This is a genomic window from Arcobacter acticola (assembly GCF_013177675.1).
In the GTDB taxonomy this organism is placed as follows: Bacteria; Campylobacterota; Campylobacteria; order Campylobacterales; family Arcobacteraceae; genus Aliarcobacter; species Aliarcobacter acticola.
In genome coordinates this window covers 634,724-660,401 of the sequence record NZ_CP042652.1, presented here as the reverse complement: position 1 = coordinate 660,401, position 25,678 = coordinate 634,724, and the positions used below count along the sequence as shown (strand labels likewise).

Below are 25,678 nucleotides of genomic sequence, written 5' to 3'. Positions count from 1 at the left end.
AGTAATTTATTATAGAGCAACCCAAAATACAAACAATTATTTTTAAATCGTTCATGCTCTTCCTTAAGTACGAAAAAGAGAAAGTGTGCTTTCATTCTCTTTTTTAAAAGATTTCTCAAAATAAATCTCCTAAGTTTATTTTTTATGAAATCTTTTTTTGAATTTTAACATAGAATAAATATCCCTCCTAATGATTTATTCTAGACATGTAACCCTAAGTTAAAAAAGAGAAAGTTGCAATATGCTTTCTCTTTTTTTTTGTCCTATATTTTACTTCCTCAAATACCTTAAAGTCGTAGCAATAATATCATCATCATCTTTGCTTGGAGATTTAATTGTCTCTTTTGTATCATCAGCTTTTGTAAATGTAATTGCCATTTCATAAGAACTAATTGTTTGAATACCTTTATCAAGGGCAAGTATTTTTATGATTATTAGTTCGATAAACTGTTTTGTAAAGATATCTGGTTTACCAAATCTATCTTCCATCTCTTCTTCTATTTTATATACTTCTTGAATATCACTAGCCTTACTTAGTCTTCTATAAAGTTCAAGTCTAACTCTATCTTCATGGATATAATCATCTGAAATATAAGCTGAAATTGCTAGTTTAATATCAACTGTTTTTTTCTGTGCTTTTTCATCACCACTTAGACTTGCAAGTGCATCTTCTAGCATTTTAAGATATAAACCATATCCTATTTGTTTTATATGACCACTTTGTGCTTCACCGATGATATTTCCACCACCTCTGATTTCTAAATCTTGATGAGCTAAAGCTGTTCCACTTCCTAAATATGAATTAGATTCAAGAGCAACAAGTCTTTTTACTGCATCATCTGTAATTTGTTTTTTATCTTCAACCACGTAGTAACAGAATCCCTCTTTATTACTTCGCCCTACTCGCCCTCGAAGTTGATGTAAATCAGCAATTCCAAATCTATCTGCTCCATCAATAATAATTGAGTTTGCATTTGGTAGGTGAAGTCCTGATTCAACTATTGAAGTTGCAAGTAATATATCAAACTCTTTTTCTTCAAAATCTTCTATTATTTTTTCTGCTAATTCTGGTTTTATTTGAGAGTGAATTATTTGAATCTTTATTCCTGGAACTATTTGTTCTATATCTGCTTTTTTTGCTTCAATTGAAGCGATATTGTTATGAACATAGAAAAGTTGTCCACCTCTTCTTTTTTCCCTTAAAACAACTTCTTTAATAAGTTTATCACTAAACTCTTTTACATAAGTACGAACTCCTAATCTCTCTGTTGGAGGGGTAAGAAGTGAACTCATACCTTTTAGTTTTGATAAGGCTAGATTTAAAGTTCTTGGAATTGGTGTAGCACTCATTGAGAAAATATGAACATCTTCTCTTAATTGTTTTAATTTCTCTTTTTGTTTAACTCCGAATTTATGCTCTTCATCAATAATCACTAAAGCCAAATCCTTTGTTTTAACACTTAATAATGAGTGAGTTCCAATTACTATTTGAATATCACCATTTTCTAGTGCTTTTTTAATACTTGTTTTTTCTTTAGCTGATGTTTTTCCGTCTAATTTAGCAACTTTAATTCCAAATTCTGAGAATCTTTTTTGAATTCCATGGAAGTGTTGAGAAGCTAAAAGTGTAGTTGGACAAATAAACAGTGCTTGGAAACCATCTAAAACAACTGCTAACATTGCATTCATTGCAACTTCAGTTTTACCAAATCCAACATCTCCTGAAAGAAGTCTGTCCATTACTCTTCCACTACTTAAATCTGCAAAAATCTCTTTAATACTTCTTTTTTGATCTTTTGTATAATCAAATCCAGCACTTTTTGGAAAATCTTCAAGTAGTTTTTTCTCAGTATTTATTTTGATACCATTTACAAGTTCACGTGCTGCTGCTAATTTTATAATATCATTTGCAATGGCAAATAATCTATCTTTTACTTTTTCTTTTAGCTTAGCAAAGCTTCCCTTACCTAGCTTATCAACAACAGCATATGAACTTCCATCAGCTACGTATCTATCAATTAAATCTATATTTTCAACAGGAATTAAAAGCTTGTCATCACCTGCATACATAACTATTACAAAGTCTCTTTTTGCGCCCATAACTGTAACAGGTTCAATTCCTTTGTATTGACCAATTCCATGTTTTTCGTGTACTACATAGTCATTTAATTGAAGTTCATCAAGAACTAGTTTTACTTTTTTCTTTCTTCTTTTTTTAACTTCTTTATTTAAAGAGATTATTACTTCATCATTTCCAAGTAAATTTAGAATATAGTTATCAAAAACATATTTAATATTTTTGTCATTTAAATCTAAATCATAAGCTTTTACCTTAGCTTCAGTACCTGAAATAATAGTGATTTTTTTCTCTTTATGAAAAGAGATAAACTCTTTTACATTTGCAGGTGCTATTTCTTGATAAGTTTTACTATTGTATATTTGAGGTGTTAATAAAAACTTATCTTTGTTTATTCTTTTTTCTTCAAAAACATAAACTTCTTCGATTTCATCTAAAGCTTCTTGGGTGATAAATGAACTTAAATTATTAGGTAAATATTCTCCTAAATCATTTAAATACCAGAAACCTAAAGAGTGAATATCTTTGATAAAAGCATCACTTGAAACAGTTTCTATTTGCTCATTAATAGCCCCCATTGATTCTTCATCAAGTGCTAAAAATGCAGGGTTAATAGAAAAAGTTTCTATTTCTTCTTTTAGTGATTTTTGATCTTCAATATCAAATTTTCTAATACTCTCAACTTCATCATCAAAAAGTGAAACCCTAAATCCTAAATCACTTCCTAAAGGACAGATATCTATAATATCTCCTCTAATAGAAACTTCACCTTCACTTGTAACAATATCTACAAAATAGTATCCCCAGTTGTAAAGTTTTGATTTAAATTCATCTATTTTAATAGTATCAGCAAAATTTATAGTAAAACTATCAAAACACTTTTCTTTTGGAAGTGCATACGAAATAGTTCTAATAGGTGAAATCAAAATTTTGTCTTGTTTTTTGTAGTTATAATAAGAGTTTAGAACTTTTGTAATATCTTGAAGTTCTGTAGAAAAAGAGAGTAAATCATCTCCGAAATTTGCTCTAAAATCAGATAAAACAAAAGATTTAAAACCTAAATATGCCACAATATCAGAAGCTATTTGAGCTTGTCTATCATCATTTACTATTAAAAGTTGGCACTCTTTTACTCTTTTTTCATTTTTTAGATTCTTTAAAAAATCATAAATATTTTTCACTATTTTTCTACTTGTACTAGCTCAAAGTCATTTGTATTCTTATCATAATAATAAGTAGGATAAGGTGTTTCATTTAATAAGAAAATTAAATTTGCATCATTAAAACTATTTTTTTGAAGACCTTTTCTAAACACTTCTAAAATATAAGCTTTAGTAGAAAATGTTGTCGTTGTTGAGTGTGCTGTATATACAAAATCTTCACCTTCAATAGCTTTAAAACCTTCTTTTTTAACATGTTTTTCAAACTTTTCTTTATCTTCTAAACCACCAACATCTAATAAAACTACTACTTCAATACCTTCCATTTTACCCTCAAAACTTTTTTGCGGTATTCTAACATATAAAAGTTTTGTTATTGATTTCAAATAAAAAATAACTTTTATAAATTATGATACAATATATTATTAATCAGATTTATAAAAGATTACTTTTCTTGAGAAGGATTAAAAATGAATTATGAACTACTACATAAACTCTCTATGGAAGAAAATGAAGAATTAAAAAGAGAGAAGTTATTTTTAGCAAAAAGAAATGATATATTACATATGGAAATTGAAACTTTGAAAAAAATGATTAGAGAATTGCAAGAAGAAAAAACTTTTTTAGAAAGTGAAGTTGAGTCTTTGAAAAGTGCATTAACTTTTAGAAAAGAACAAAATGCATATGAAATACCACAGTATTCATAAACTATTTTAAAATAATTCCAATATAAAAGAAAGAATAAATCTTTCTTTTATTTCATAACTAAAGAACTAAATAATCCAATTAGTCCACCAAAAACAGCTCCCCAAATAACAAGCCATCCTAAGTGTTCTTTTATCATATCTTGAACTATTTCTTTAACCATTGCAGGTGTTAATTCTTCTAGTCTTGCATTTACGATTAGGCTAAGTTTATTGTAAATATCTTCGCTTAAATCTTCTGATTTTAATGCTTCATTTACAACATCTTGAAATGCATCACTACTTGAAATTGAGATTATCGAAGCTTGAAGTTTTTTTGTAAAAGGTTCTCTTAAAGGCTCTAAAGCTGCTTCTCCTCCAAACATTCCTAACATTCCACCAAAGCTTGATTGCATTACTGATTCTTTTAAAGATTCATAAGCAGGTGAAAAATCTGTTTTATTTAAAATTTTCTCAAAATCAATAGTTTTTTTCGCACTATTTACCTCATCTTGGAAAAATCTTGTTAGATTTTCACGAGTGAAAAACTGATTCATTAGTAAGTTATGAATTGAAAGTTTAAATTGATCAAATTTATTTTCAATTACACCTGAACCATAAAGAAATGGCACTTTTTCAAAAAGCATATGAATAGCAAGTGTATTTGTAACCGCACCACTAAGAGCAAAAAGTCCAACCATAAAAACCGTCTCATTTCCATTTGAATAACCATAAGCCATGATTAAAACGGTGATTAAATTTGTAATATCTGATTTATTCATAAAAAATCTCCCCTATTAAAATAAGATAGATTTTATCATAAGTTTTTGAAATAGCTTTTAAAAATATTTTGTCACTATTCTGTAATCAAAGGCTCATATAATTTTATAAATTAGGAGTATAGATGATAGATATTCAAAAAGAGATAGAAAAGAAATTTCCAAATATAAATAAAAAAGACAACTTTTTAAAGAAATCTTTATTTAAAGTTGCAAAAAAAATTGTTCATGAAGACTCAATAAACCAATTTTTAACACAAAATGCACATTTAAAAGGCTTTGAATTTGTTGATGCTGTATTAGATTATTTTGATTTTGATTATACTGTTTCAAGTAGTGATTTACAAAATATCCCAACGAGTGGAAAAGTGGTAATCATTGCAAATCATCCTTTAGGTGGACTTGATGCACTTTGTTTATTAAGATTAATCTCTCAAGTGCGAAAAGATGTTAAAATTGTAGCAAATGATTTTTTAGCAGGATTTGAAGCATTAAACTCACTTTTAATTCCAATTGATAATTATAAATTAAGACAATCAAAAAATGATATAAAAAAAATCTATGAAGCTTTGAATAATGAAGAAGCTATTATTTTATTTCCAGCAGGTGAAGTAAGTCGTGCAACTCCTAAAGGTATCAAAGATCCTGCATGGAATAAAGGGTTTTTAAACTTTGCACAAAATTCAAATGCTCCTATTTTGCCAATTTTTTTAGATGCAAAAAACTCAAAAACTTTTTATACAATTTCAGTAATTAATAAAACCTTTTCAACACTTTTATTATCTCATGAAATGTTTAATAAAAAATCAAAAAGAATTGCTATAAAAGTTGGACAAATTATTCCAAATGAAAATATAACTCCAAAAGGAATTGATAAAAAGTTTTTATTAAATCTTTATAAAAAACATTTATATAGTCTAAAAAAAGGCAAAAAATCATTCTTTGAAACTCAAAGTGCAATAGCTCATCCAGTTAGCAGAATTGATTTATTAAATGAATTAAAAAAATCAAAACTTATTGGTCAAACTTCAGATGGTAAAAAAATTTATTTATACGATTATGTCGAAGATTCAATTGTTTTAAAAGAGCTTGGAAGATTAAGAGAATTGTCTTTTAGAAAAGTTGGTGAAGGTGTAAATAAAAAAAGAGATACGGATAAATATGATATTTATTACCAACATATTATCTTATGGGATGAAAATGACCTTGAAATTGTTGGATCTTATAGAATTGGAAATTCTGATTTTATATTTAAAAACATCGGTGTAAAAGGTTTTTATTCAAATAATCTATTTAAATATAATGAAGAGTTTACTCCATATCTTAAAAGCTCTATAGAACTTGGAAGAAGTTTTGTTCAACCAAAATATTGGGGAACTAGAGCTTTAGATTATTTATGGTTTGGTATTGGTGCATATTTAAAAAGTAATCCAAATATCAAATATATGTTTGGACCTGTTTCTATGAGTGCCTCGTTTCCAACGGTTGCAAAAGATATGATGATATTTTATTATAGTCATTATTTTAAAGAGGAAGTAAATTTGGTTGAGGGCAAAACACCTTATCAATACTCAAATAATATAAGTGAAATAAAAGAGCTTTTTGATTTAGAAGATAAGAAAAAAGATTTCAAGTTTTTAAAATCTGCCCTATCAAATATCGGAGTTACAGTTCCTACTTTATATAAACAATATAGTGAAATCACTGAAGATGGTGGTATTAAATTTTTATCTTTTAATATTGATAAAAACTTTGGTGATTGTATTGATGGATTTATTTTAGTTGAAGTTGATAAAATCAAAGATAGTGCTAAAAAAAGATATATAGATAAAGAGTAGTTTTAAACTACTGCTTTATCCGCTTCTTTAAGTTTTTTCTTTTTTCTTCCTATATACATCATAAGACCTGTTATTGTAAATAGTGACATTAATAGAGAAGTTGTAAACATTATGATTTTCCCAAACAGACCAAAATACTCACCTGTATGTAAAGCTAAAATACTTTTCATAAGTTTTTCTGCCATAGATTTATCTTCAAATTTTTCATGTTTTATAACTTCATTTGTATTTATATCTAATTCTATTTTATTCATAGCCATATCATGAGTTGGATTTGTTGGCAAATATGAAAAAGTATAAGTTTCATTTTTTGCTGTAAACCTAATATTTATTTTCTCATAATCTTTTACATTTTCATTAAATAAATCAAGAGCTTTTTGAACATCTGTATATGATAAAACAGCATTTTCATCAAATTTAGGTGGCATTTTTTTCTGTTTTTCTACACCTGTTAAAGAGTGTAAAGAATTGCTATACCAATCATATGACCAATAAAGTCCTGTTAAACATGAGATTAAATAAAAAGGAATTACCCATATACCAATAGTGCTGTGCATTGTAGATAAAAAAGCTCTTCCTTTACTTTTAAATTTAAAAGTATTACTCCCCCAATAAACAGAGCTAATTTCATTAGCTAGCATATTTAACACTTTGATGTTGAAAAAAGTTAGCTATTTTTTGTGGATTTTTTTGTAAATTCTCCATATAATTTTGTGTGTTTTCTTTTAGTTCTTTTTGATTTTTTGGCAGACCATTTTTATGTACATTACTCTTATAATCTTGATTCAAATATTCATCAGGATTAAATTCTGGGGAGTATGGTGGAAGATAAAAGAGTTTGATTTTATCTTTATGCTTTTCTTCCCAAGCTTTTACTAATTTAGCATGATGTACTCTTAGGTTATCTACTATCATAAATACTTTTTTATCATTTGATTTTATTACTTTTTCTAAAAAATCTATAAAATTATCTGTAGCTATTGAATCATCATACAATGCAAACATTGATTTACCTGTATTTGTAATGGCTGATATCATATTCACTTTAAACTTTTTAGCTGTATGAGTAAGAATAGGTTTTATTTTACTTCCTATTGGAGCATATCCTTTTAAATTTGATGGCATTGATACACAAGCAGTCTCATCAGCCCACCAAATATCAGCATTATTTATTTTTGCTTCTTTTTTGATTTTTGGATATGTTTCTTCCAACCAAGCTTTAGTTGCACTATCTTTTCTTTCATAAGCTCTTTTTATTGGTTTTTTCGAAGTAAATTGCCATTTTGCAAGATAATCTCCAACTGTTGATATTGGCATATCAATATCTACTACTCTTAGAATTAACTGTTTTACAGCTTCTCTTGTCCACAAAGCAAACTTAAACTTTAATTGTTCTGGGGTTGTATCTATAAGCATTCGGATGATTTTTTCCTCTTGTTCATCGCTAAGTCTCTTACCAGACTTTTTAGGACGACCAGTTTTTTGAACTTTAAGTGCTTTTTGACCATCTTTTTTATATTTGCTATACCATCTTGATGTTGTAATTTTTGACAAACCTAATATTGCAGCTGTTTCAAGATTACTTATACCACTATCCCTTAATTTAATTGCTCTATCTCTGAGATACTGTAATGTATTTGAATCTACTTTTCTAGCATCATTTTTTTCTAATTTATTTATTTTTTCCATTTCAAATTATAGCTAAATTTAGCATATAATTAGTTTAGTTTATCGGTGGAGTAATAATACTTTTGAAAAATGCATGTTTTATTCTAGGCCAATAAATATAAACTCCACTAATCATAAGTAATAAAAGTGATAAAACACTTGCTCCTACTATTTGTTTACCAACATCACCAAAGGCAAGTCGTCTATGAATATTTTCAATAAATTTAAAAAAAACTTCACCTTTTATATCTGCTAAAATCTCAGCTGTATAAGGATTTATATAATAGTTGATTCCTTTTCTAGCTTTTTTATCTTTTGAAGCAATGTTTATAACTAATGAAGAATTTTCATTTTTTGAAAAAGTTAAAGCATTTATTTTAGCATCTGGGATTTTTTTATTAAAATCATTTAATATATCTTCTATTGACAACCTTGGTTCATTTACATTTTTTACAAAGTAACTATCTTTATTTATAAATTGTATTATCTCTTTTTCAAAAGATAAAATTGAACCTGTTAATCCAATTATCATCAAAACAAATCCTGCTGTTAATCCTAAAATAAGATGGACTTTGAACAAAAACTTTTTATGCATATTTTCTCTCTTTTTTAATTTTTGAAATTTTAACCAATGAATTTTAATGGTTTATTAACGATAGTGATTATTAAAAAGAAGTGATTTAATATCACTTCTTTTTATTTTTAAAATCTATAAGATAGTTGAAATTTTACGTTTCTTCCAACATCATAGTTTCTATTTGTACTTGTAGTTTGTGCACCGAAACCATTATGACTAACATATTTTTTATCAAAAATATTTCCAACACCAAAGTTAAATGTTGTATTTTTCATTGAATTTGGTTTATATGTAAAGTCTACATCATGAGTAGCATATCCACCTCTTTCATATTCTATTACCCCTGATGTTGATGAATACTCATTCCATGTATTCCCAGGTACGAACTGTGTAGAATAACTTCCTTTTAATTCATTTAATAATTGGTAATTTAAAGCAATTTTAAATAAATGAATATGTGCAGCTTTAGGATCATATGTAGTTCCTGATGCTAAATCTTTTTCTTTCCCATCAGTATAACTATGACTTGCATTTAAACCAAATTTATCTTTCTCATAAGAGAACATTGTTTCAAGTCCCCAAATAACAACATCACTTTCGCTTGATAGACTATTGTTTTTTGTAGGATATGAATAATTGTCAACATCATATCTATAAACATTAAATCCAAAAATTGAATAATCAGCATTTAAAGTATTTGTTAAATCATAATCAAATCCAAGCTCAAAGTTATTTCCAATTTGAGCACTCACATCATCATCTTGAGTTGTTGTACTACTTAACATTAAGGTTTCACCTAAAGCTGGACCTTTAAAGATATGACCGTATGCAGTTTTTAAAGCTAACTCATCTGTAAGTTGATATTTGGCTTTTAATTTAGGAGATAATTCTTTGAATGTTCCATCATAGATTCCACCTAATTCATGGTAATCATATCTAGCACCTAAAGTTAAAGTTAGTTTATTTAATTGCATTTCATCTTCAATATATAAACCTCTATTATCTATTTCACCACCACTTACATTTAAATCTTCTGTTACACCTGTTGTATAAACTCTGTACCCATCTGCACTTACTTCTTGTTCTTCATGGGTATAATCAGTTCCATAAGTGATTTTATGTATTCCCAATAAAGATGTATTTCTTAAGTCATATCCTAGTGTTGTATTTTTATACTCTCTTTCAGGTTCTTCATAAGTTGCTTCACTTGTAGCTTCTCTTGTTAAATACTGTTCATTGTAATAAGTATTTGCTTTTACATTTACAAGTTCATTATCAGGTTTATATTCATAATTTATATTAAAAGTATCTCTTGTTATTGAGTTATAGTCTTCTTCATTATCTGTTCCTACTTTTTCACCTGAAAGTTGTCTATCTCCACTATCTTCATATCTATTATATGAAAGTTTGATTGTATTGTAATCATTTGCTTTTATAACAATTTTTGCTAAACCACTTTCAAGTCTACTTTCTTTTGAAGTAAACTCTTCACCACCACCTATTCGTAATGTTCCATCATCAGAAATTGTACCAATTCCTACGAACTCTACTTTGTCATTTACTCTACCAAAAACAGCCACTGTACCTGTTTTTCTCTCATATCCACTTTGATAACCTAAAGTAACTTTTCCACCAAAAACTTCATTTGGTTCTAAAAAATCACTTGGATCTTTTGTTTCATAAACAAATGAACCATTAATTACTCCTGAACCGCTTAAAGCAGAGTTTGGTCCTAGTTCAACAGAAGTGATCTTCAATAACGATGGATCAATAGTTTGATCACCTGAATGGTGAAATAATTGACCACCTACTTTAGCACCATCAACTGTGATATTTGAAGATTTATCATCTAATCCTCTTACATATATTTTTTGTGCATATCTTGCATCACCTGATACATCTACACTTGGAATAGATTTTAAAACATCTTTTACATCACTTGCTTGCTTATCTTCTAATTCTTGCGAAGAAATAGATTTTATTTGAGCATCAAATGCTGTTGTTGTTTTAATATTTACATCATCTAAGTGTGTAGATTGTGAATTTTCAGCCTGAACTGATATATTAGCCAGCATTAATGCTGCAACTGTTTTTGCAATTTTTAATTTCAATTTGTTTCCTTGTAATTTAAAAATATTGGCTGGCTATTTGTAGGAGAACGTTACTATCGCTGGCTAGTTAATTTTGTGTTTATTTTGTAAGTATTAATTTGTTCGCTTTTGTGATTTTTAGAAAATAAGATTGACCATCATGTTTGATTTCAATACTTTTTTCTTTTAGAAAAATATCTTTACTTTCAATTTTTGTTTCTGTTGTCTCTTTCACTTTAATACCTAATTTTATTTATTTTGTTAATCAAAGTAAATCATTGTTAACAAAATATTAATGGGATATTAACTAAGAAAAACTTAATTTCTTATAAAATTGATAATTATTATCATTACATAAGTAACAATGGATAGTTTTACATTTATTTAGGTACACTTTTTTTCAAATATTTATTATTTGTCTTTAATACAAAGAAATCAAATTTTATTCCAATAATTCATCAAAAGAATCATTAATAACTATGTTATTTTTATCTAAATAGCCTTTTTCTCTTAGTTTTCTTATATTACGAGAAAGTGTTTCTGGTGCCATATTTAATATCTTTGCAACGAAAGAATGTTTTTTGTCTATTAAAATTTTTGGATTATCTTTTAGTAATGCACAAATTCTTTGTCTAGCGTCATACACCAAATTTTTATGTATAGTTTGTTCTAATGATTTCATCTTACTTATTAATGATCCTATAATATGAAAAGATAGATTTCCATTACTTTGTAATAGTGAAATAAATATTTCTTTATCTAAAATGGCAATTTTTGTTACCTGACTTGTACTTATAGCAGTTGCAGGAAAAGAATCATTTTGAAAAGTTGCCATTTCCGCAAGTAATGTGGGTTGAACAAAATGGTGCATTATAATTTCATTTCCAGAACTCCCTATTTTGTATAATTTTAGGCTCCCTTCAAGTAAAATATAAAATGATTTAGCTAAATCTCCCTCATAAAAGAGTATGTTATCTCTATTTAATGTAACTATTTGGCAAGAATTATTGATTTGTTCTATTTCATCTGCATTTAATAAACTAAAGAATTCTATTTTTTTTAATATCTGGTTATACATAAAAAAATATTATCTTAATCATTCTTAAGAATTGTTGACTTAAGTCAATGATAATTACTATCATTTTCATTATACTTCCAAAAATTTATTATTTTGGATTATAAAAATGAACTTTCTTATAAAAATCATTAAAGACTTTCCTTCATACTTATGGAGTGGTTGGGGTGCTATTGCATCAATACTTCTATTTCTTGCATTTTGGGATTTAGGAAATCAAATATATGGAAATCTTATATTACCAAGTCCTAAAGAGACTTTCTTAACTCTTTTTGAAATGTTAAAAGATGAAAAAATGATAAATGAAATATTAATCACTACAAAAAGAGCTGTAATTGGTTTTTCTATTTCTTTGATTTTTGGAACTTTCTTAGGTTTACTTTCTGGACTTTTTGTAACAACATCTATGATGAGTCGTCCAATTGTTACTATTCTTATGGGTATGCCTCCAATTGCTTGGATAGTTCTTGCCATGATTTGGTTTGGTATGGGAGATATGACTGTTATTTTTACTGTGATTGTTGCATCTTTTCCAATTGTTTTTATAGGAGCTTTACAAGGAACTAGAACTCTTGAAGGTGATTTAAAAGAGATGGCAGATAGTTTTCATCTTAGTTTTAAAATGAAACTATTTGATTTATATTTTCCTCATATTTTTTCTTATATTTTTCCAGCTTGGATAGGTGCTCTTGGAATGGCATGGAAAATTGTAGTAATGGCTGAGTTATTATCAGCAAATGATGGAATTGGTTCAGCTTTAGCAATTGCTCGAAGTCAACTTGATACTCCAGTCGCACTTGCGCTTGTGGTAATCATGATAGCAATCCTACTTTTAATTGAATATATTATCTTAGAACCGATAAAAAGAGAGGTTGAATCATGGAGATAAATAATATAAAAAGTCAAAAAGAACAATTAATAGTACAAAATGTTTCACACTCTTTTGGTTTTAGCGATATCTTAAAAGATATCAGTTTTACACTAGAAAAAGGAAAAGTTACTTCAATAGTGGGACCAAGTGGTGGAGGTAAAACTACATTACTTCATCTTTGTGCAAAACTCTTGACTCTTGAAACTGGAAAAATAAAAAATAGTTTTACAAGCTCATCTTTTGCATTTCAAGAAGCAAGACTACTACCATGGAAAAATGTCCTTGATAATATTTCTTTAGGATTAAAAGCAAAAGGTATAAAGAAAGAAAAAAGAGAAGAAGAAGCTAAAGCTATTGCTTTAAAATTTGGTCTTGAAGAAGATGATTTCTATAAGTTTCCAAAAGATTTAAGTGGAGGAATGAAACAAAGAGTATCTTTTGCAAGAGCACTTGTAATAAATCCCTCTTTACTATTTTTAGATGAACCTTTTTCAGCTTTGGATATTGGACTTAAAAAAGAGTTACAAACTTTACTTATAAAGCAAATAGAAGAAAAACAATTAAGTGTACTTTTTATTACACACGATTTAATGGAAGCTATTAAATTAAGTGATGAAATACTTGTTTTAAAAGCTGAACCAGTTGGACATATCATCAAAAAATTTAGTTTTGATTTACCAAAAATACAAAGAGATAATAAATTTGTTTATGAGCAAACTGCAAAACTTTTAAGTGATGAAACGATTATAAATACATTTGAATTGGAATTAAAATGATTGAAGAAATAAAAAAACAATACGCAACAAATCACTATACCCATTACCCAAAAGGAGAGTTCCCTCCATATTTAGCATATGGATTTAGACCTATCTTTTTACTTTTAGCTCCGTATATTGTGATTTCTATTATTTTATGGTCACTTACATTTGCTGGATATATTTCACTTCCTTTTATGGAAGATACTTTAAATTGGCATATGTATGAAATGATATTTGGAATTGGAAGTGCTGGAATTATGGCTTTTTTTCTAACGGGAGCTCCTGAATTATTTCCAGGAACTATTCCAGTTGTTGGGAAAAAACTTGCATTTATTACACTTTTATGGCTTGCAGGAAGAGTTGGATTTTGGTTTATTGATTACTTAGGTATTTATTTAGTTGGGTTTTTAAATATTGCACTACTTGTTTATATCACAGCTCTTGTTATAAAACCTCTTTTTGCTGATGTTACAAAAAGACATATATCACTTGGATTTTCACTTGTTTCTTTAATTTTAGCTCAAGTATTATTTTTTGCAAGTGCTGGTAATTTAATCTCATTTGATACTCATTCTACAATGCTTTTATCTCTTGGTTTATTTATGGTTCTTGTTTTATTAGCAATTAGACGTGTAAATATGGAAGCTATAAATGAGTTGTTAGAGCATGAAGGAATTGATGAAACATTTTATGCAAGATCACCTAGATATAATCTAGCTATTTTTTGTGTAACTCTTTATACATTAACAGAATTTTTTTATCCTCAAAACCCTATTTTAGCTTATCTTGCACTTGCAAGTGCTGCTTCTATTTTAAATATATTAAATGATTTTATTTTAAAAGATAACAATATTTTATTTAAACCTTTTATTATTTATTTAATGAGTATTTTAATTTTAATGGCTTTAGGTTATGGCTTTTTAGGATTTGACTATTTAAATGATGAGATTTTTGCTTTAAATCATTTTAGACATTTTCTAACAAGTGGTGTTTTTGGAATGGTTTTTTATGTGGTTATGATTGTAATTTCTACTGTTCATACAGGAAGACTACTCTTTACAAATATCTGGCTGAATATAGGATTTATTCTAATTATCTTATCAACTTTTATTAGAAGTTTTATTCCATATTATGAAGAGTTTATAATGATGGCATATATTAGTTCATCTATTTTATGGGCTATTCCATTTATTATTTATATGAAAATATTTTTCCCATATTTGCTTAATAAAAGAGCAGATGGAATACCAGGTTAAGAAAACTAAATTATTAAAAAAAGGAAAGGATATTTATGAAAAAAATATTAAGTGTTTTATTTATGGCTATTTCACTATTTTCAAGTGAAGTAAAAGAACAAGTGACAATAAAAGTAGCAGGGCCATTTGCAAGTGTATCACATCCAATAATACATATGGCAAAAAATAAATCCCTAAAAGATATGGGAATAAATATAGAGTTTGTTCTTTGGAAAAATCCAGATGAATTAAGAGCTTTGATTTTGAATGGAGACATAAATTTTATAGCACTTCCTACAAATGTTGCAGCAAATCTATATAACAAAGGTGTAAATATTAAGCTTCTAAATGTATCTATTTGGGGAATATTAGGAATGATAAGTAGAGACCCTAATTTAAAATCATTAAAAGATTTTAAAGGAAAAGAAATAGCTGTTCCATTTAGAGCAGATATGCCTGATATTGTACTTACAGAACTAATAAAAAAGCATGGTTTAGATCCTCAAAAAGATTTCAATTTTAGATATGTATCAAGTCCAATTGATGCTATGCAAATGTTAATTTTAAGAAGAGTTGACCATGCACTTTTAGCAGAACCTGCTATTTCAATAGCTTTAAGAAAAACTAAATCATTCCCAATAAGTGTAGTTGCACCTGATTTGTATAGAAGTGTTGATTTACAAAAAGAATGGGGAGAATTATTTCAAACTAAAGCTAAATTACCACAAGCAGGAATAGCTTATATAGGAGATACAAAAGGAAAAGAAATATTAATAAATAGATTTTTGCAAGAGTACTCAAAATCACTTGATTGGTACAAACAAAATCCTGTTGAAGCTTCAAAACTTATAGTAAAAGAGCTTCCAATGTTAGAAGAAAATGGTTTAGCTGATTCTATTTCTCATATTTCATTTGAAAGCATAAATGCAATTGAAGCAAAAGATGATTTAGAATCTTTCTTTAATATTTTAAAAAATAGTGAGCCAAAATCAATAGGTGGGAAAATTCCCGATACAAATTTATATTACAAATAAGGAAAACAAAACATGAAAAAATTAGTCTTAATTTCTGCGATTACAAGTCTAGCATTAGTTCAAAATAGCTTTGCGAATAGTTCTTTAAGTAATTAATCAAAATTAATGTCTTGTTTTATAAGCTAGTTTTAGCTATAATACTATATGAGATATATAAGTAATTTAAATAATAAAACAGTAAAAGAATTAGAAAAAATAGTAAAAAATGGTAATTCATTGCAATTAAGACAAAGAGCTAAATCTATACTTTTAAGTAATGAAGGTATAACAGTAAAAGAGATATGCAAAATATTCAATAAGTCAACAAGAACAGTTTATAGATGGTTTGATAGATTCAAAGAAGAACAAATAGAAAATTTATCTGATGAAATTGGTCGTGGTAGAAAACCAGCACTAAATGAAAATGATATTGATAAAGTAAAAAAACTTATTGAAACAAATAGTATCAAAGAGACTTGTATAGCTCTTAATAAAGAGTCAAAAAGAGTTAAAAAAGTATCACCTCAAATCTTAAAAAGATATTTAAAAAAATATACAATATAGTTTTAAAAGAGCTAGAAACACTATATTTAAAGAGAAGAAGTGGATGAATTATTCTTCCAAAAAAGCTCAAATACTTAATGTTTTAAGCTGGTCTGCTAAAGATTGGATTGATACATATTATTTTGATGAGAGTGGTTTTTCACTTGATTCAAATATCCCTTATTATTGGTCACCAATAGGTAAGCCAGTAGAAATTCCATCAAATAGATTTGCAAAAAGAATAAATGTTTTAGGGTTTTTAAATACAAAGAATAATCATCTCTTTTCGAAAACTACAATAACAAAAGTAGATACACAAGTTGTTATAGATTTCTTTAATGATTTTGTAAATCAGATTACAAAAACTACTGTTGTCATACTTGATAATGCATCTATTCACACAAGTAAGCTTTTTAAAGCAGAGATAGAAAAGTGGGAGAAGCTTGGACTACAATTATTATTTTTACCACCATATTCACCTGAACTAAATAAAATAGAAATATTGTGGAAACATATGAAATATCACTATCATAAACTAGAAGCTTATTTATCATTTGATAATTTACATAAACATGTTAAAAATTTATTAGCTGGCTTTGGAACTAATTATGACATTAATTTTAAGTAGGTACTTAGAAGAAGTAATGGTAACAACTGCAACAAAAACTGAGAAAAATATAGAAGGAGTTAGTGCATCTGTTATAGTTATTACAGAAGAAGAAATTCAAAAAACAGGTGCTTCAACTTTAGATAAGATTTTAGAAAAAGTACCCTCGATAAATGCTCAATATGGGAGGTTTCCACATCCAAGTGCTTCTTCAAAAGCTTCTATATCATTAAGAGGTATGGGAGCAAATGGTACATTAATTTTAGTTGATGGTAAAAGATTATCAGGTGAAACTGAAAGTCCATACGAAATGACTAGAATAACAGCATCTATGATTGAAAGAATAGAAATAGTTAAAGGTTCAATGTCGACATTATATGGATCTGATGCTATTGGTGGTGTAATTAATATTATCACAAAAAAAATAGATAAAAATGTTTCAACATTAGATTTAAAATATGGCTCAAATGGTGATGGTGATGCTATAAATAAAAATGTAAACTTTACAAATAGAGGTAGCGTTGATAAACTTAGATATAAAATTAATACTTCTATTGATGATACAACTCCTTATAAAGTAAATAAATCTTATACACAACAAGCTATTAATCCAAGTTCTGGAGCAGATTTAAATGGAAATTCTTTAGATAATATTTCTGGAAACTATGATGTGACTTATAAAGATGAAGCAACTGTTAAAACTATAGGAACAAGATTAGAATATGATTTTTCAGATAATTTTACAGCAGGTCTTGATTTAAGCTATTTTACAGAAGATAGAGAAGGACAATACTTAGGAAATGCGTCAGCAACAAGTGGAGGATTAATTACAAATACTCCTGTAAATTCTGAAGATAAAAATAGAAGAATAGATATTTCAAGTGATTTCAAATATCTTATAAATGATGATTTATCTATGAATACAAAAGTGTATAGATCATACTACAAAAAAAGAAATTATACTGATCCTTTAACTTTTGATGGTGCTACAAATACTAAATTTAGTGCAAATGTAACTATTGATACTTTAGAATCAGATTTAACTTATATCTTAAATGATTCAAATATTATTACAACGGGTCTTGAATACAGAAAAGAGACTAGAGATTCAGGAGCAATAAATCCAGATGCATCATCTAGTGAATTTATTACAAAAGTTGTAAATTATGAATCTTTATTTATACAAGATGAAATAGAAATTTCTGATACACTAAATGCAATAGTTGGTACAAGATATGACAATATTTCAAATGCTGATAATAAAATTACTCTTCAAGCAGGATTAGTAAAAGAAATAGCAGAGGATACAAGTATTAGAGCAAATTATGCTCAAGGATATAGAACTCCTGATATTGCTGAACTTTATGTTGTTTCTATGTATTATAAAGGAGCTAAAAGATATGGTTCTGAGGTTATTAATACTATTAAAACAGAATCTTATGACTTAAAACCTGAACAATCTCAAACATTTGAGCTTTCATTATCAAATAAATATGAAAATCTTTCATCTGTATTTACAATATTTAACAATAAAGTTAAAGACAAAATTGATCTTGTTTCATACAATGATTCAAGTTCTTCTACAAAATATTATACATCTGAAAATATTGACCAAGTTGATATAAAAGGAGCAGAAGTATCTTTTGATTATGATTTAAATAAAGATATTGACCTTGGATTAAATGCTACATATTTAAAAACTGAAGATGAAAGTACAGGAAAAGAGTTAACTTATACACCTGATATTTCTGCTTCATTTAGTGTAAATTATAAAATCACTAATGATTTAAATACAAATTTAATGCTTAGATACATAGGAGAACAATACTCAAATTCAACAAATACTGAACAAACAAATGATTATACATTGGTTGATTTAGGTGCTCAATATCAAATAAATAAAAATATCGAGTATTACTTAGGTGTTGACAATATTTTTAATAAAGAGGTTGATGAAGAAATTGGTACAAATGTAGGGAGTTATTATTTTACTGGTCTTAGAATCACTTTTTAGAAATAGAGGTATTTTATGTATGAATTTTTAAAAGCAATACACATAGTTTGCATTATTTTATTTATGGGAACTGTGTTTTTTAGAACATTTGTGATTTTAAAAATCATATCTGTTTTTCCAAAAGAAGAAGGAAATAAAATTCAGCAAGCAATGGGCAGTAAAGCTAGAGGAATAATCAAAATCAATAATCTGATTTTGATTATCTCAGGGCTTCTATTGTTCTTTCTATATGCTAATAATTCTTCAATAATTTTACATATAAAAGTTTTATTAGGTCTTGTTTTAGTTATAGGTTTTTATTTTGTACCTTTATTATTTACAAAATTAGATGCAAATGCTAGATTTAAAACAATTTTTCATTATTTATTCTTTTCATTACTAGTTTTAGTAGTATTTTTATCTCAATATATTTATAGTTTTTAATAAAAGTAAAGAATTACTGATGATTTTATAGCTTATTCTTGATTAATATCATTGTCAATAATTCCCATTTTGATATATTTCCTACAAACAAAAAAGGAAAATACAAAATGGATAACTTAATAAATAATATTGAAAGATTCCCTCAAGGTCATCCAGTAAGAGTTTATATTGAAGAAAACATATTAATAAAACAACTTTTTGAAGAGATATTTAAAGTTGATGCTAAAGAAGATTTTCAACTATTTTTTAATCTTTTTAATCAAATAAGTCAAGTTGAAAAACACTTTTCAAGAAAAGAAAATCAACTTTTTCCATATTTAGAAAAATATGGTTGGACAAGTCCTAGTCAAGGAATGTGGGCTTTTCATGATCAAATTAGAGCTGAAATAAAAGTTGTAAGAAAAGCAATTGAAGAAAAAGATTTAGACAATATTTTAAATGATTTAATTGTTGTATTTAATAGCTTATCACAACTTATGTTAGTTGAAGAAAATAGACTTTTGCCAAATGCAATGAATTTATTAAATGAAGAAGATTGGAAAGAGATGTATGAGGGTGATTGTGAAATTGGATGGATGTTTTCAACACCACCGGCACAATATCCACCAAAAGCACAAGAAGAATATGTTCATCCAAGTTTAGATACTAAAAAAAGAAAACTATCTTTTTCACTAGAAGATAGAACTCATTTTGATGAAGGTTATTTAACAATGGAACAAGTTAATTTTATATTTAAATTTCTTCCTGTTGATATAACTTATGTTGATGAAAATGACAAAGTAGTTTTTTATAATCGTGGAGATGATAGAGTTTTCCCAAGAAGTGCAGGAATCATTGGACGTGAAGTTAAATTTTGTCATCCTCCAAAAAGTGTTGATCAAGTTTTAAAAATTCTTGAAGAGTTTAAAGCTGGACGTCAAGATACTGCTGAGTTTTGGATTGAATTTAAAGGTAAATTTATTCATATAAGATATTTTGCAATAAGAGATGACGAGAGAAACTACAAAGGTGTTATTGAAATGTCTCAAGATGTCACTGAAATAAGAGCCCTAGAAGGTCAAAAAAGACTTTTAGATTGGAATTAGAAGGAAAGCGTAATGACTAGTGAAAAACTTATGATTGAACTCTTTGGCTTCTCTTCTCCCACTTATTATAAATGGTCAAAACATGAAAAAAGAAAAATCTTTGATTTAATAAATTATGCTTTTTCAAATAATGAGTTAGAAGAGTTTTTAAAAACAGGCAAAATAAGTAAAATAGAAAATCTAGGAAATGAAAGCCATTTATTAGATAATGCAATAAAGTTTTACAAAAAATGTAAGCACATTACAAACTATAAAATTGCAAAAAATTTATTGCTTTTATTAGAAAAAAATTACAAAGAAAATCAAAGTGTAAATATTGAAAAAATTGCAGAAGATATTTATTGTTCTAGTGATAAGTTATTTGATATTGACAATGAGAACAGCTCAGCAAAACAACAAAATGAAGTAATTACTTCAATGAAATTTGTATTATTTAATTTGATTCAAAAACAAGAGTGTTCAGTATTAGAGTATATTTGTAAAAATAGAAATATAATTGAAAAGAAAAGTAATCTTCCAAGCAAAACCTTATCAAATAAGTATTTAAATAAGATTTATCATTTATCTACTGCTTAGACTCTTTTTCTTGTAGATTTGTTTTTCCACACTTAGGACAAGGATTTCCAGGATTTGAATAACAAGAATAACAAAATCTTGTATCACATCCTTCGCAAGTATATTTACAATGCTTACAAACAAAAGTTCTAGGTCGAACAGCCTTGCTTTTTTCTTTATTTTTAAAAATCCACCCAAACATATACTTCCTTTGATATAAACTCAAAAGAAGTATATTTGATAATTTTTTTATAAACAATGATTTATATCAAAATTAAATATTCAAGTATAATTAAGTTTCCTTATATTATGATAACGATTATCAATACAAGGAAATAAAATGTCAAATAATCATTTAATAAACTCTAATCTAAACCAGCATCTTTTTAAAAATATATTTAATACACTAATTCATAAAGACCAATGGGAAACTATAATTGAAATTTTCACACTTGGTATTGTAGATATTAACATCAAAGATGACAGAGGTAGAAACTCTTTATTTTGGGCTATACATAAAAATAAAACAGATATTATAAAAAAACTAATTTCTCTTAATATAAATACAAAAGAAGTATCTCCTAATTTATCTGCCATGAATTATGCTGTATATCAAGATAATGTAAAAGTAATAAAATGTTTAAAAAATTGTGGATTAAATTTAAATGAAATAGATGATATAAACTCTACTCCTTTGATATATGCAGTTTTATATAATAAATTAAACAGTATCAATTATTTAATAGAAAATGGTGCAAATCTAAACCATGAAGATTTTTTAGGAAATAGTGCCTTTAGTCTGGCACATGATTTAAAAATAAAATTTTTAATTGAAAAATTTAGAAATTTAGAAATTCAAGATAAATAAGATTAGAATAAACAACAGGTAAGGGTAGGATTACATCACTATCGAAGAGATTATGGCTTAATCTTTTTAAACCTTTTTATTATAAATATACATACTAACAATTTTTAAAAGCTCAAGGGTTAATCCTTGGGCTTTTTTTATTTAAACTTATTAATACATAAATAAAACTATTCATATCTTAGAGCATCAATAGGATTTAATTTTGCAGCTTTTTGAGCAGGAAAGTATCCAAAGAAAACTCCAATTAATGTTGAAAATATAAAAGAAATTAATATAATCTGTTCATTTAAGATAAAAGGTAAATCCATCATATTTACAACAACTACACCAATACTTAAACCTAAAAAGATACCTATTATTCCACCCAATGTTGATAAAACAATCGCTTCAACTAAAAACTGTAATAATACCTCATTTTCCATAGCTCCAATGGCAAGTCTAGTTCCTATTTCCCTAGTTCTCTCAGTTACTGAAACTAACATTATATTCATAATACCAATTCCTCCTACAAGTAAAGAAATTGCTGCAATTGAGCCTAAAAGATAAGTTAACATTTTTGTGGTTGATGTCATTGTTGATAATATTTCTTCCATATCTCGAATATAAAAATTATCACTTTCCCCCACTTTTATAGCTCTTCTTTCTTGCATAAGTGCTGTTATATCTGATTTTGCATTTTCTATATATTTACCTTCGGTAATTGATATTAAAATAGAAGAGATATCTTTATCTCCTTTAATCTTTCTTTGTGACATTTTTAATGGCACAATTACAACCTCATCTTGATCTCTACCAAAGGCTGATGCACCTTTTGATTTTAAAACACCAATTACATTACAAGAAAAGCTTTTTAGTCTGATATTAGCACCAATTGGATTTTCATCTTCAAAAAGTTGTTTTACAATTGTTGAGCCTAAAATACAAGATGATTTCCCAGTACTTAATTCACTTTCATCAAATATTCTTCCATCACTTAACTCCCAATCTTTTATTATAAAATAGTCATTATTTGTACCAATAACAAAAGATGCATTACTTTTATTTCCATATACAATATTAATAGAACTTGAATTTTCAGAGGCAACTGCTTTTACATTTTGTATTTCATTTTTAATAGCAACAATATCATCATCTTCAAAAGCTTTAGCACTATTATCTTCTCTTGGAGGACCACGTCTTTCCTGTCCTACTCTTAAAGTTAACATATTAGTACCTAATTTTGAAATATTTTCTTTTACATTTGCAGTAGTTCCATCACCAATCATTACCATAGCAATTACAGATGCTACTCCTATTACTATTCCTAAAATTGTTAAGATTGAACGTAATATATTTCTTTTTATCTCTTTTAGTGCAATTAAAAAAGCATTTGTTAACATTATTTAAATCCTTTTTTTAAACTATCATCAATATGTCCATCTCTAAAATAGATAATTCTATGGGCAAATGCTGCCATTTCTTCTTCATGTGTTACCATAATAATAGTGATATTTAACTCTTTATTAAATGATTTTAATAAATTCATAATTTCCAAACTTTTAATACTATCAAGATTTCCAGTTGGCTCATCTGCTAATAATACCAAGGGCTTAGACACAATAGCTCTTGCTATTGCAACTCTTTGTTGCTGTCCACCTGAAAGTTCAGAGGGAGTATGATGAGAAACACTTTGTAATCCAACTGTTAGTAAAGCTTCTAAGGCTAGTTCTTTTCTTTTTTTTGCAGGAATTTTTCTATATACTAAAGGTAGTTCAACATTTTCCAAGGCAGATGTTCTTCCAAGTAAATTAAAGCCTTGAAAAATAAAACCTAAATAATTTCTTCTTAAAAGTGCCATTTGGTTTCTATTTAATTTTTCTACGTTAATTCCATTAAATAAATATTCACCACTAGTGGGTTTATCCAAGCATCCTATCATATTCATAGCAGTAGATTTTCCACTTCCACTTGAACCCATAATAGCCACAAATTCACCCTCCTTTATAGAAAAGTTTACTTTATCTAAGGCATAAGTTTTTGCATCTCCTACACCATAAGTTTTAACTATATTTTTAAATTCAATAATAGTTTTACTATTTTGCATCATCACTCTTTTGTGAGATTATAACTTCATCATCTACTTTTAAATCTTTTGATTCAACTGTGCTTGATTTTCCATCCGTATCTAAAACTTTTACCATAACTCTTTTTACTACATTGTTTTCTAAAATAAATATGGGTGACATATCTTTTTTTGATAAATCTTTAGCTTTATTTTCTCCTTGAGGACGTTTTGGAGGCTCTACTAAACTCATAGTATTTTTTCTTTCTTTATTTTGAGTTTTTGGTTTAAATCTTAGAGCACCATTTGGAACAATTAATTTATCTACACTTTCTTTTGTAACTATTTTTGCACTTGCTGTCATTCCTGGTCGTAAAAGTAATTCTTCATTATTTACTAAAACAACTGTTTCATAAGTAACTACTCCATTTACAGCAATAGGATTTAGTCTTACTTGTTTTATTTTTCCTTTAAAAACTTTTTTAGGATATGCATCTACAGAAAAAGTTACATTCAAATCTTTTTTAATATCAGCAACATCAGCTTCATCAATACTAACTATTAAATCCATTAATGTTAAATCTTTTGCTAGAGTGAAAAGTGTTGGTGTTGACATTGTTGCAGCTACAGTTTGTCCAACTTCGATTTCTTTATTTAAAACTATTCCTTTTATTGAAGATTTAACTACTGCTTTATCTAGATTCTGTTGTGCAGTTTTTAAGTTATAAATAGCTTGTTCAACTTTTGCTTTTGTTGCATCTAAATTGGAAATTGCTGTTTCGTATGTAAATTTAGTATCATCTAATTCATTAATTGAAGGATATTTACCATTTGAACTTTTATACATTTTCAATGTTCTATCATAAATTGATTTCTTACTTCTAAGACCTACTTCACTCTCTTTTTGATTTGCTTTTGCAATAGTTAAAGATGCTCTTAAACTATCAACTTCTGATTGTAATTTTGTAGTATCAAGTTTTGCTAAAACCTGACCTATCTCAACTTCATCATTAAAATCTACATAAATTTCTTTTATTGTTCCTGATACTTCAATACCAATATCTACACTATTTGTAGGATTTAAATTTCCCGTTGCACTAACAACAACTGATAAATCACCCCTTGTTATTTTCTTTGTTACATATTCAAAAGTTTGTGTTTGTGTACTATTTTTTAAAATAAAAAAATAATATGCAGAACTTCCTAGCAATAAAATTAAAATTACCCAAATATAAATCTTTTTAGAACTTTTATTGTTGTAACTTTCTAATTCTTCTTTTAATTTTGAATCTTCCATAAACCCTAACCTTTGATTTTAAAATATAGTTGTGAATATTGTAATTTAATATTAATATTGTTTATTACTAAGTCATATTCATTAATTATTTTTGTATTTTTTAGAATATATAAATCATACACAGATGTCATTCCCGCTTCATTTGAACTACTATTTACTAAAATTAAATCATCATATATCTTTATGTTTTCATTTATTGTTTTGTTATATTGTTCATATGTATCTATTTGATTTAATATTTGTTCATAACTATTAGATAACTCGAGTTTCAAATCATTCACTTGTATTTTTTGTTTTAAATATTCAAGCTTAGACTCTTCTAATTTATTTGATTTATTATAATCGTATAAAGGCATAGATAAAGTCAAACCAAGTGAGCTTGTATCAGAATAAGAATCAGAGCTATCATCTAAATTATCGC

Annotated in this window: 26 protein-coding genes and 1 pseudogene; 13 read left to right on the top strand and 14 right to left on the bottom strand. The window is 27.1% G+C overall.

Annotated features, from left to right (window positions below; genetic code table 11):
• Nucleotides 1-270 precede the first annotated feature (270 nt).
• Together mfd and AACT_RS03425 are read right to left on the bottom strand one after the other, a co-directional pair.
• Nucleotides 271-3,258 carry a transcription-repair coupling factor gene (mfd, locus tag AACT_RS03430; RefSeq protein ID WP_172124981.1) on the bottom strand — a complete coding sequence of 996 codons (2,988 nt, stop codon included), beginning with the start codon at nt 3,256-3,258 and terminating at the stop codon, nt 271-273.
• Entirely contained in the window at nt 3,258-3,623 is a 366-nt protein-coding gene (locus AACT_RS03425; RefSeq protein WP_228720529.1) for a hypothetical protein, read from the bottom strand. Before AACT_RS03425 ends, mfd begins: the two co-directional genes overlap by 1 nt.
• 84 nt (nt 3,624-3,707) lie before the next feature.
• On the opposite strand from AACT_RS03425, the gene AACT_RS03420 reads away from it, so the two are divergent.
• Nucleotides 3,708-3,944 (top strand): hypothetical protein, encoded by a 237-nt coding sequence (locus tag AACT_RS03420; RefSeq protein ID WP_172124979.1) that lies wholly within the window; start codon nt 3,708-3,710, stop codon nt 3,942-3,944.
• 47 nt (nt 3,945-3,991) lie between these two features.
• On the opposite strand, the gene AACT_RS03415 is transcribed toward AACT_RS03420, so the two are convergent.
• Nucleotides 3,992-4,702 carry a DUF445 domain-containing protein gene (locus tag AACT_RS03415; RefSeq protein ID WP_172124977.1) on the bottom strand — a complete coding sequence of 237 codons (711 nt, stop codon included), beginning with the start codon at nt 4,700-4,702 and terminating at the stop codon, nt 3,992-3,994.
• A gap of 122 nt (nt 4,703-4,824) precedes the next feature.
• Between AACT_RS03415 and olsF the strand changes: the two genes are divergently transcribed.
• Nucleotides 4,825-6,537, top strand: a complete 1,713-nt coding sequence (gene olsF / locus AACT_RS03410; protein WP_172124975.1) for a bifunctional ornithine lipid synthase OlsF — start codon at nt 4,825-4,827, stop codon at nt 6,535-6,537.
• Between the two features lie 2 nt (nt 6,538-6,539).
• Here olsF and AACT_RS03405 read toward each other — a convergent pair whose 3' ends face one another.
• The 6 genes from AACT_RS03405 to AACT_RS03380 form a co-directional block, all read right to left on the bottom strand.
• Nucleotides 6,540-7,178, bottom strand: a complete 639-nt coding sequence (locus AACT_RS03405) for a PepSY-associated TM helix domain-containing protein (RefSeq protein WP_172124973.1) — start codon at nt 7,176-7,178, stop codon at nt 6,540-6,542.
• Nucleotides 7,168-8,226, bottom strand: a complete 1,059-nt coding sequence (locus tag AACT_RS03400) for an IS630 family transposase (RefSeq protein WP_172124971.1) — start codon at nt 8,224-8,226, stop codon at nt 7,168-7,170. The genes AACT_RS03405 and AACT_RS03400 overlap by 11 nt, the downstream gene beginning before the upstream one ends.
• A gap of 34 nt (nt 8,227-8,260) precedes the next feature.
• On the bottom strand, nt 8,261-8,800 hold the full coding sequence (locus AACT_RS03395; protein WP_172124968.1) for a PepSY-associated TM helix domain-containing protein: 540 nt from the start codon (nt 8,798-8,800) through the stop codon (nt 8,261-8,263).
• Between the two features lie 107 nt (nt 8,801-8,907).
• Nucleotides 8,908-10,893 carry a TonB-dependent receptor domain-containing protein gene (locus AACT_RS03390; RefSeq protein ID WP_172124966.1) on the bottom strand — a complete coding sequence of 662 codons (1,986 nt, stop codon included), beginning with the start codon at nt 10,891-10,893 and terminating at the stop codon, nt 8,908-8,910.
• A 79-nt stretch (nt 10,894-10,972) separates the two neighbouring features.
• Nucleotides 10,973-11,107: a hemin uptake protein HemP gene (gene hemP / locus AACT_RS03385; RefSeq protein ID WP_216658217.1), complete on the bottom strand. Its 135-nt coding sequence runs from the start codon at nt 11,105-11,107 to the stop codon at nt 10,973-10,975.
• A gap of 207 nt (nt 11,108-11,314) precedes the next feature.
• Complete coding sequence (locus AACT_RS03380) at nt 11,315-11,950, bottom strand: Crp/Fnr family transcriptional regulator (protein ID WP_172124964.1); 636 nt, start codon at nt 11,948-11,950, stop codon at nt 11,315-11,317.
• Nucleotides 11,951-12,056: 106 nt separating this feature from the next.
• Here AACT_RS03380 and AACT_RS03375 point away from each other — a divergent pair, with 106 nt between their 5' ends.
• The 10 genes from AACT_RS03375 to AACT_RS03330 all read left to right on the top strand — a co-directional run bounded on the left by AACT_RS03375 (nt 12,057) and on the right by AACT_RS03330 (nt 21,072).
• The gene (locus AACT_RS03375) at nt 12,057-12,836 is read left to right on the top strand and encodes an ABC transporter permease (RefSeq protein WP_172124962.1); all 780 of its coding nucleotides are present in this window, start codon (nt 12,057-12,059) and stop codon (nt 12,834-12,836) included.
• Complete coding sequence (locus AACT_RS03370; protein WP_172124960.1) at nt 12,827-13,594, top strand: ABC transporter ATP-binding protein; 768 nt, start codon at nt 12,827-12,829, stop codon at nt 13,592-13,594. The genes AACT_RS03375 and AACT_RS03370 overlap by 10 nt, the downstream gene beginning before the upstream one ends.
• Nucleotides 13,591-14,832 (top strand): NnrS family protein, encoded by a 1,242-nt coding sequence (locus tag AACT_RS03365; RefSeq protein WP_228720528.1) that lies wholly within the window; start codon nt 13,591-13,593, stop codon nt 14,830-14,832. The genes AACT_RS03370 and AACT_RS03365 overlap by 4 nt, the downstream gene beginning before the upstream one ends.
• 35 nt (nt 14,833-14,867) lie before the next feature.
• Nucleotides 14,868-15,845, top strand: coding sequence for an ABC transporter substrate-binding protein (locus tag AACT_RS03360; RefSeq protein WP_172124958.1), 978 nt, complete (start codon nt 14,868-14,870; stop codon nt 15,843-15,845).
• 144 nt (nt 15,846-15,989) lie between these two features.
• Complete coding sequence (locus tag AACT_RS03355; RefSeq protein ID WP_172124295.1) at nt 15,990-16,388, top strand: helix-turn-helix domain-containing protein; 399 nt, start codon at nt 15,990-15,992, stop codon at nt 16,386-16,388.
• Nucleotides 16,389-16,431: 43 nt separating this feature from the next.
• On the top strand, nt 16,432-16,995 hold the full coding sequence (locus AACT_RS03350; protein WP_172124293.1) for an IS630 family transposase: 564 nt from the start codon (nt 16,432-16,434) through the stop codon (nt 16,993-16,995).
• Nucleotides 16,976-18,988, top strand: coding sequence for a TonB-dependent receptor plug domain-containing protein (locus AACT_RS03345; protein WP_172124956.1), 2,013 nt, complete (start codon nt 16,976-16,978; stop codon nt 18,986-18,988). Before AACT_RS03350 ends, AACT_RS03345 begins: the two co-directional genes overlap by 20 nt.
• 15 nt (nt 18,989-19,003) lie before the next feature.
• The gene (locus AACT_RS03340; RefSeq protein ID WP_172124954.1) at nt 19,004-19,411 is read left to right on the top strand and encodes a hypothetical protein; all 408 of its coding nucleotides are present in this window, start codon (nt 19,004-19,006) and stop codon (nt 19,409-19,411) included.
• A gap of 107 nt (nt 19,412-19,518) precedes the next feature.
• The gene (locus AACT_RS03335; RefSeq protein ID WP_172124952.1) at nt 19,519-20,496 is read left to right on the top strand and encodes a DUF438 domain-containing protein; all 978 of its coding nucleotides are present in this window, start codon (nt 19,519-19,521) and stop codon (nt 20,494-20,496) included.
• 12 nt (nt 20,497-20,508) lie between these two features.
• Nucleotides 20,509-21,072: a hypothetical protein gene (locus AACT_RS03330; protein ID WP_172124950.1), complete on the top strand. Its 564-nt coding sequence runs from the start codon at nt 20,509-20,511 to the stop codon at nt 21,070-21,072.
• On the opposite strand, the gene AACT_RS03325 is transcribed toward AACT_RS03330, so the two are convergent.
• Nucleotides 21,062-21,253: a hypothetical protein gene (locus AACT_RS03325; protein ID WP_172124948.1), complete on the bottom strand. Its 192-nt coding sequence runs from the start codon at nt 21,251-21,253 to the stop codon at nt 21,062-21,064. The two genes, AACT_RS03330 and AACT_RS03325, sit on opposite strands and share 11 nt — an antisense overlap.
• 138 nt (nt 21,254-21,391) lie before the next feature.
• Here AACT_RS03325 and AACT_RS03320 point away from each other — a divergent pair, with 138 nt between their 5' ends.
• Nucleotides 21,392-21,919, top strand: a complete 528-nt coding sequence (locus AACT_RS03320; RefSeq protein ID WP_172124946.1) for an ankyrin repeat domain-containing protein — start codon at nt 21,392-21,394, stop codon at nt 21,917-21,919.
• Between the two features lie 167 nt (nt 21,920-22,086).
• Here the strand turns inward: AACT_RS03320 and AACT_RS03315 are convergent, their stop codons facing one another.
• From AACT_RS03315 to AACT_RS15510, 4 genes and pseudogenes are all read right to left on the bottom strand, one after another.
• Nucleotides 22,087-23,298 (bottom strand): ABC transporter permease, encoded by a 1,212-nt coding sequence (locus AACT_RS03315; RefSeq protein ID WP_172124944.1) that lies wholly within the window; start codon nt 23,296-23,298, stop codon nt 22,087-22,089.
• Entirely contained in the window at nt 23,298-24,005 is a 708-nt protein-coding gene (locus tag AACT_RS03310) for an ABC transporter ATP-binding protein (protein ID WP_172124942.1), read from the bottom strand. The genes AACT_RS03315 and AACT_RS03310 overlap by 1 nt, the downstream gene beginning before the upstream one ends.
• Nucleotides 23,992-25,257: an efflux RND transporter periplasmic adaptor subunit gene (locus AACT_RS03305; RefSeq protein WP_172124940.1), complete on the bottom strand. Its 1,266-nt coding sequence runs from the start codon at nt 25,255-25,257 to the stop codon at nt 23,992-23,994. Before AACT_RS03305 ends, AACT_RS03310 begins: the two co-directional genes overlap by 14 nt.
• A gap of 5 nt (nt 25,258-25,262) precedes the next feature.
• Nucleotides 25,263-25,670, bottom strand: a pseudogene (locus AACT_RS15510) (TolC family protein); the annotation flags it as partial.
• Between the last annotated feature and the right edge of the window lie 8 nt (nt 25,671-25,678).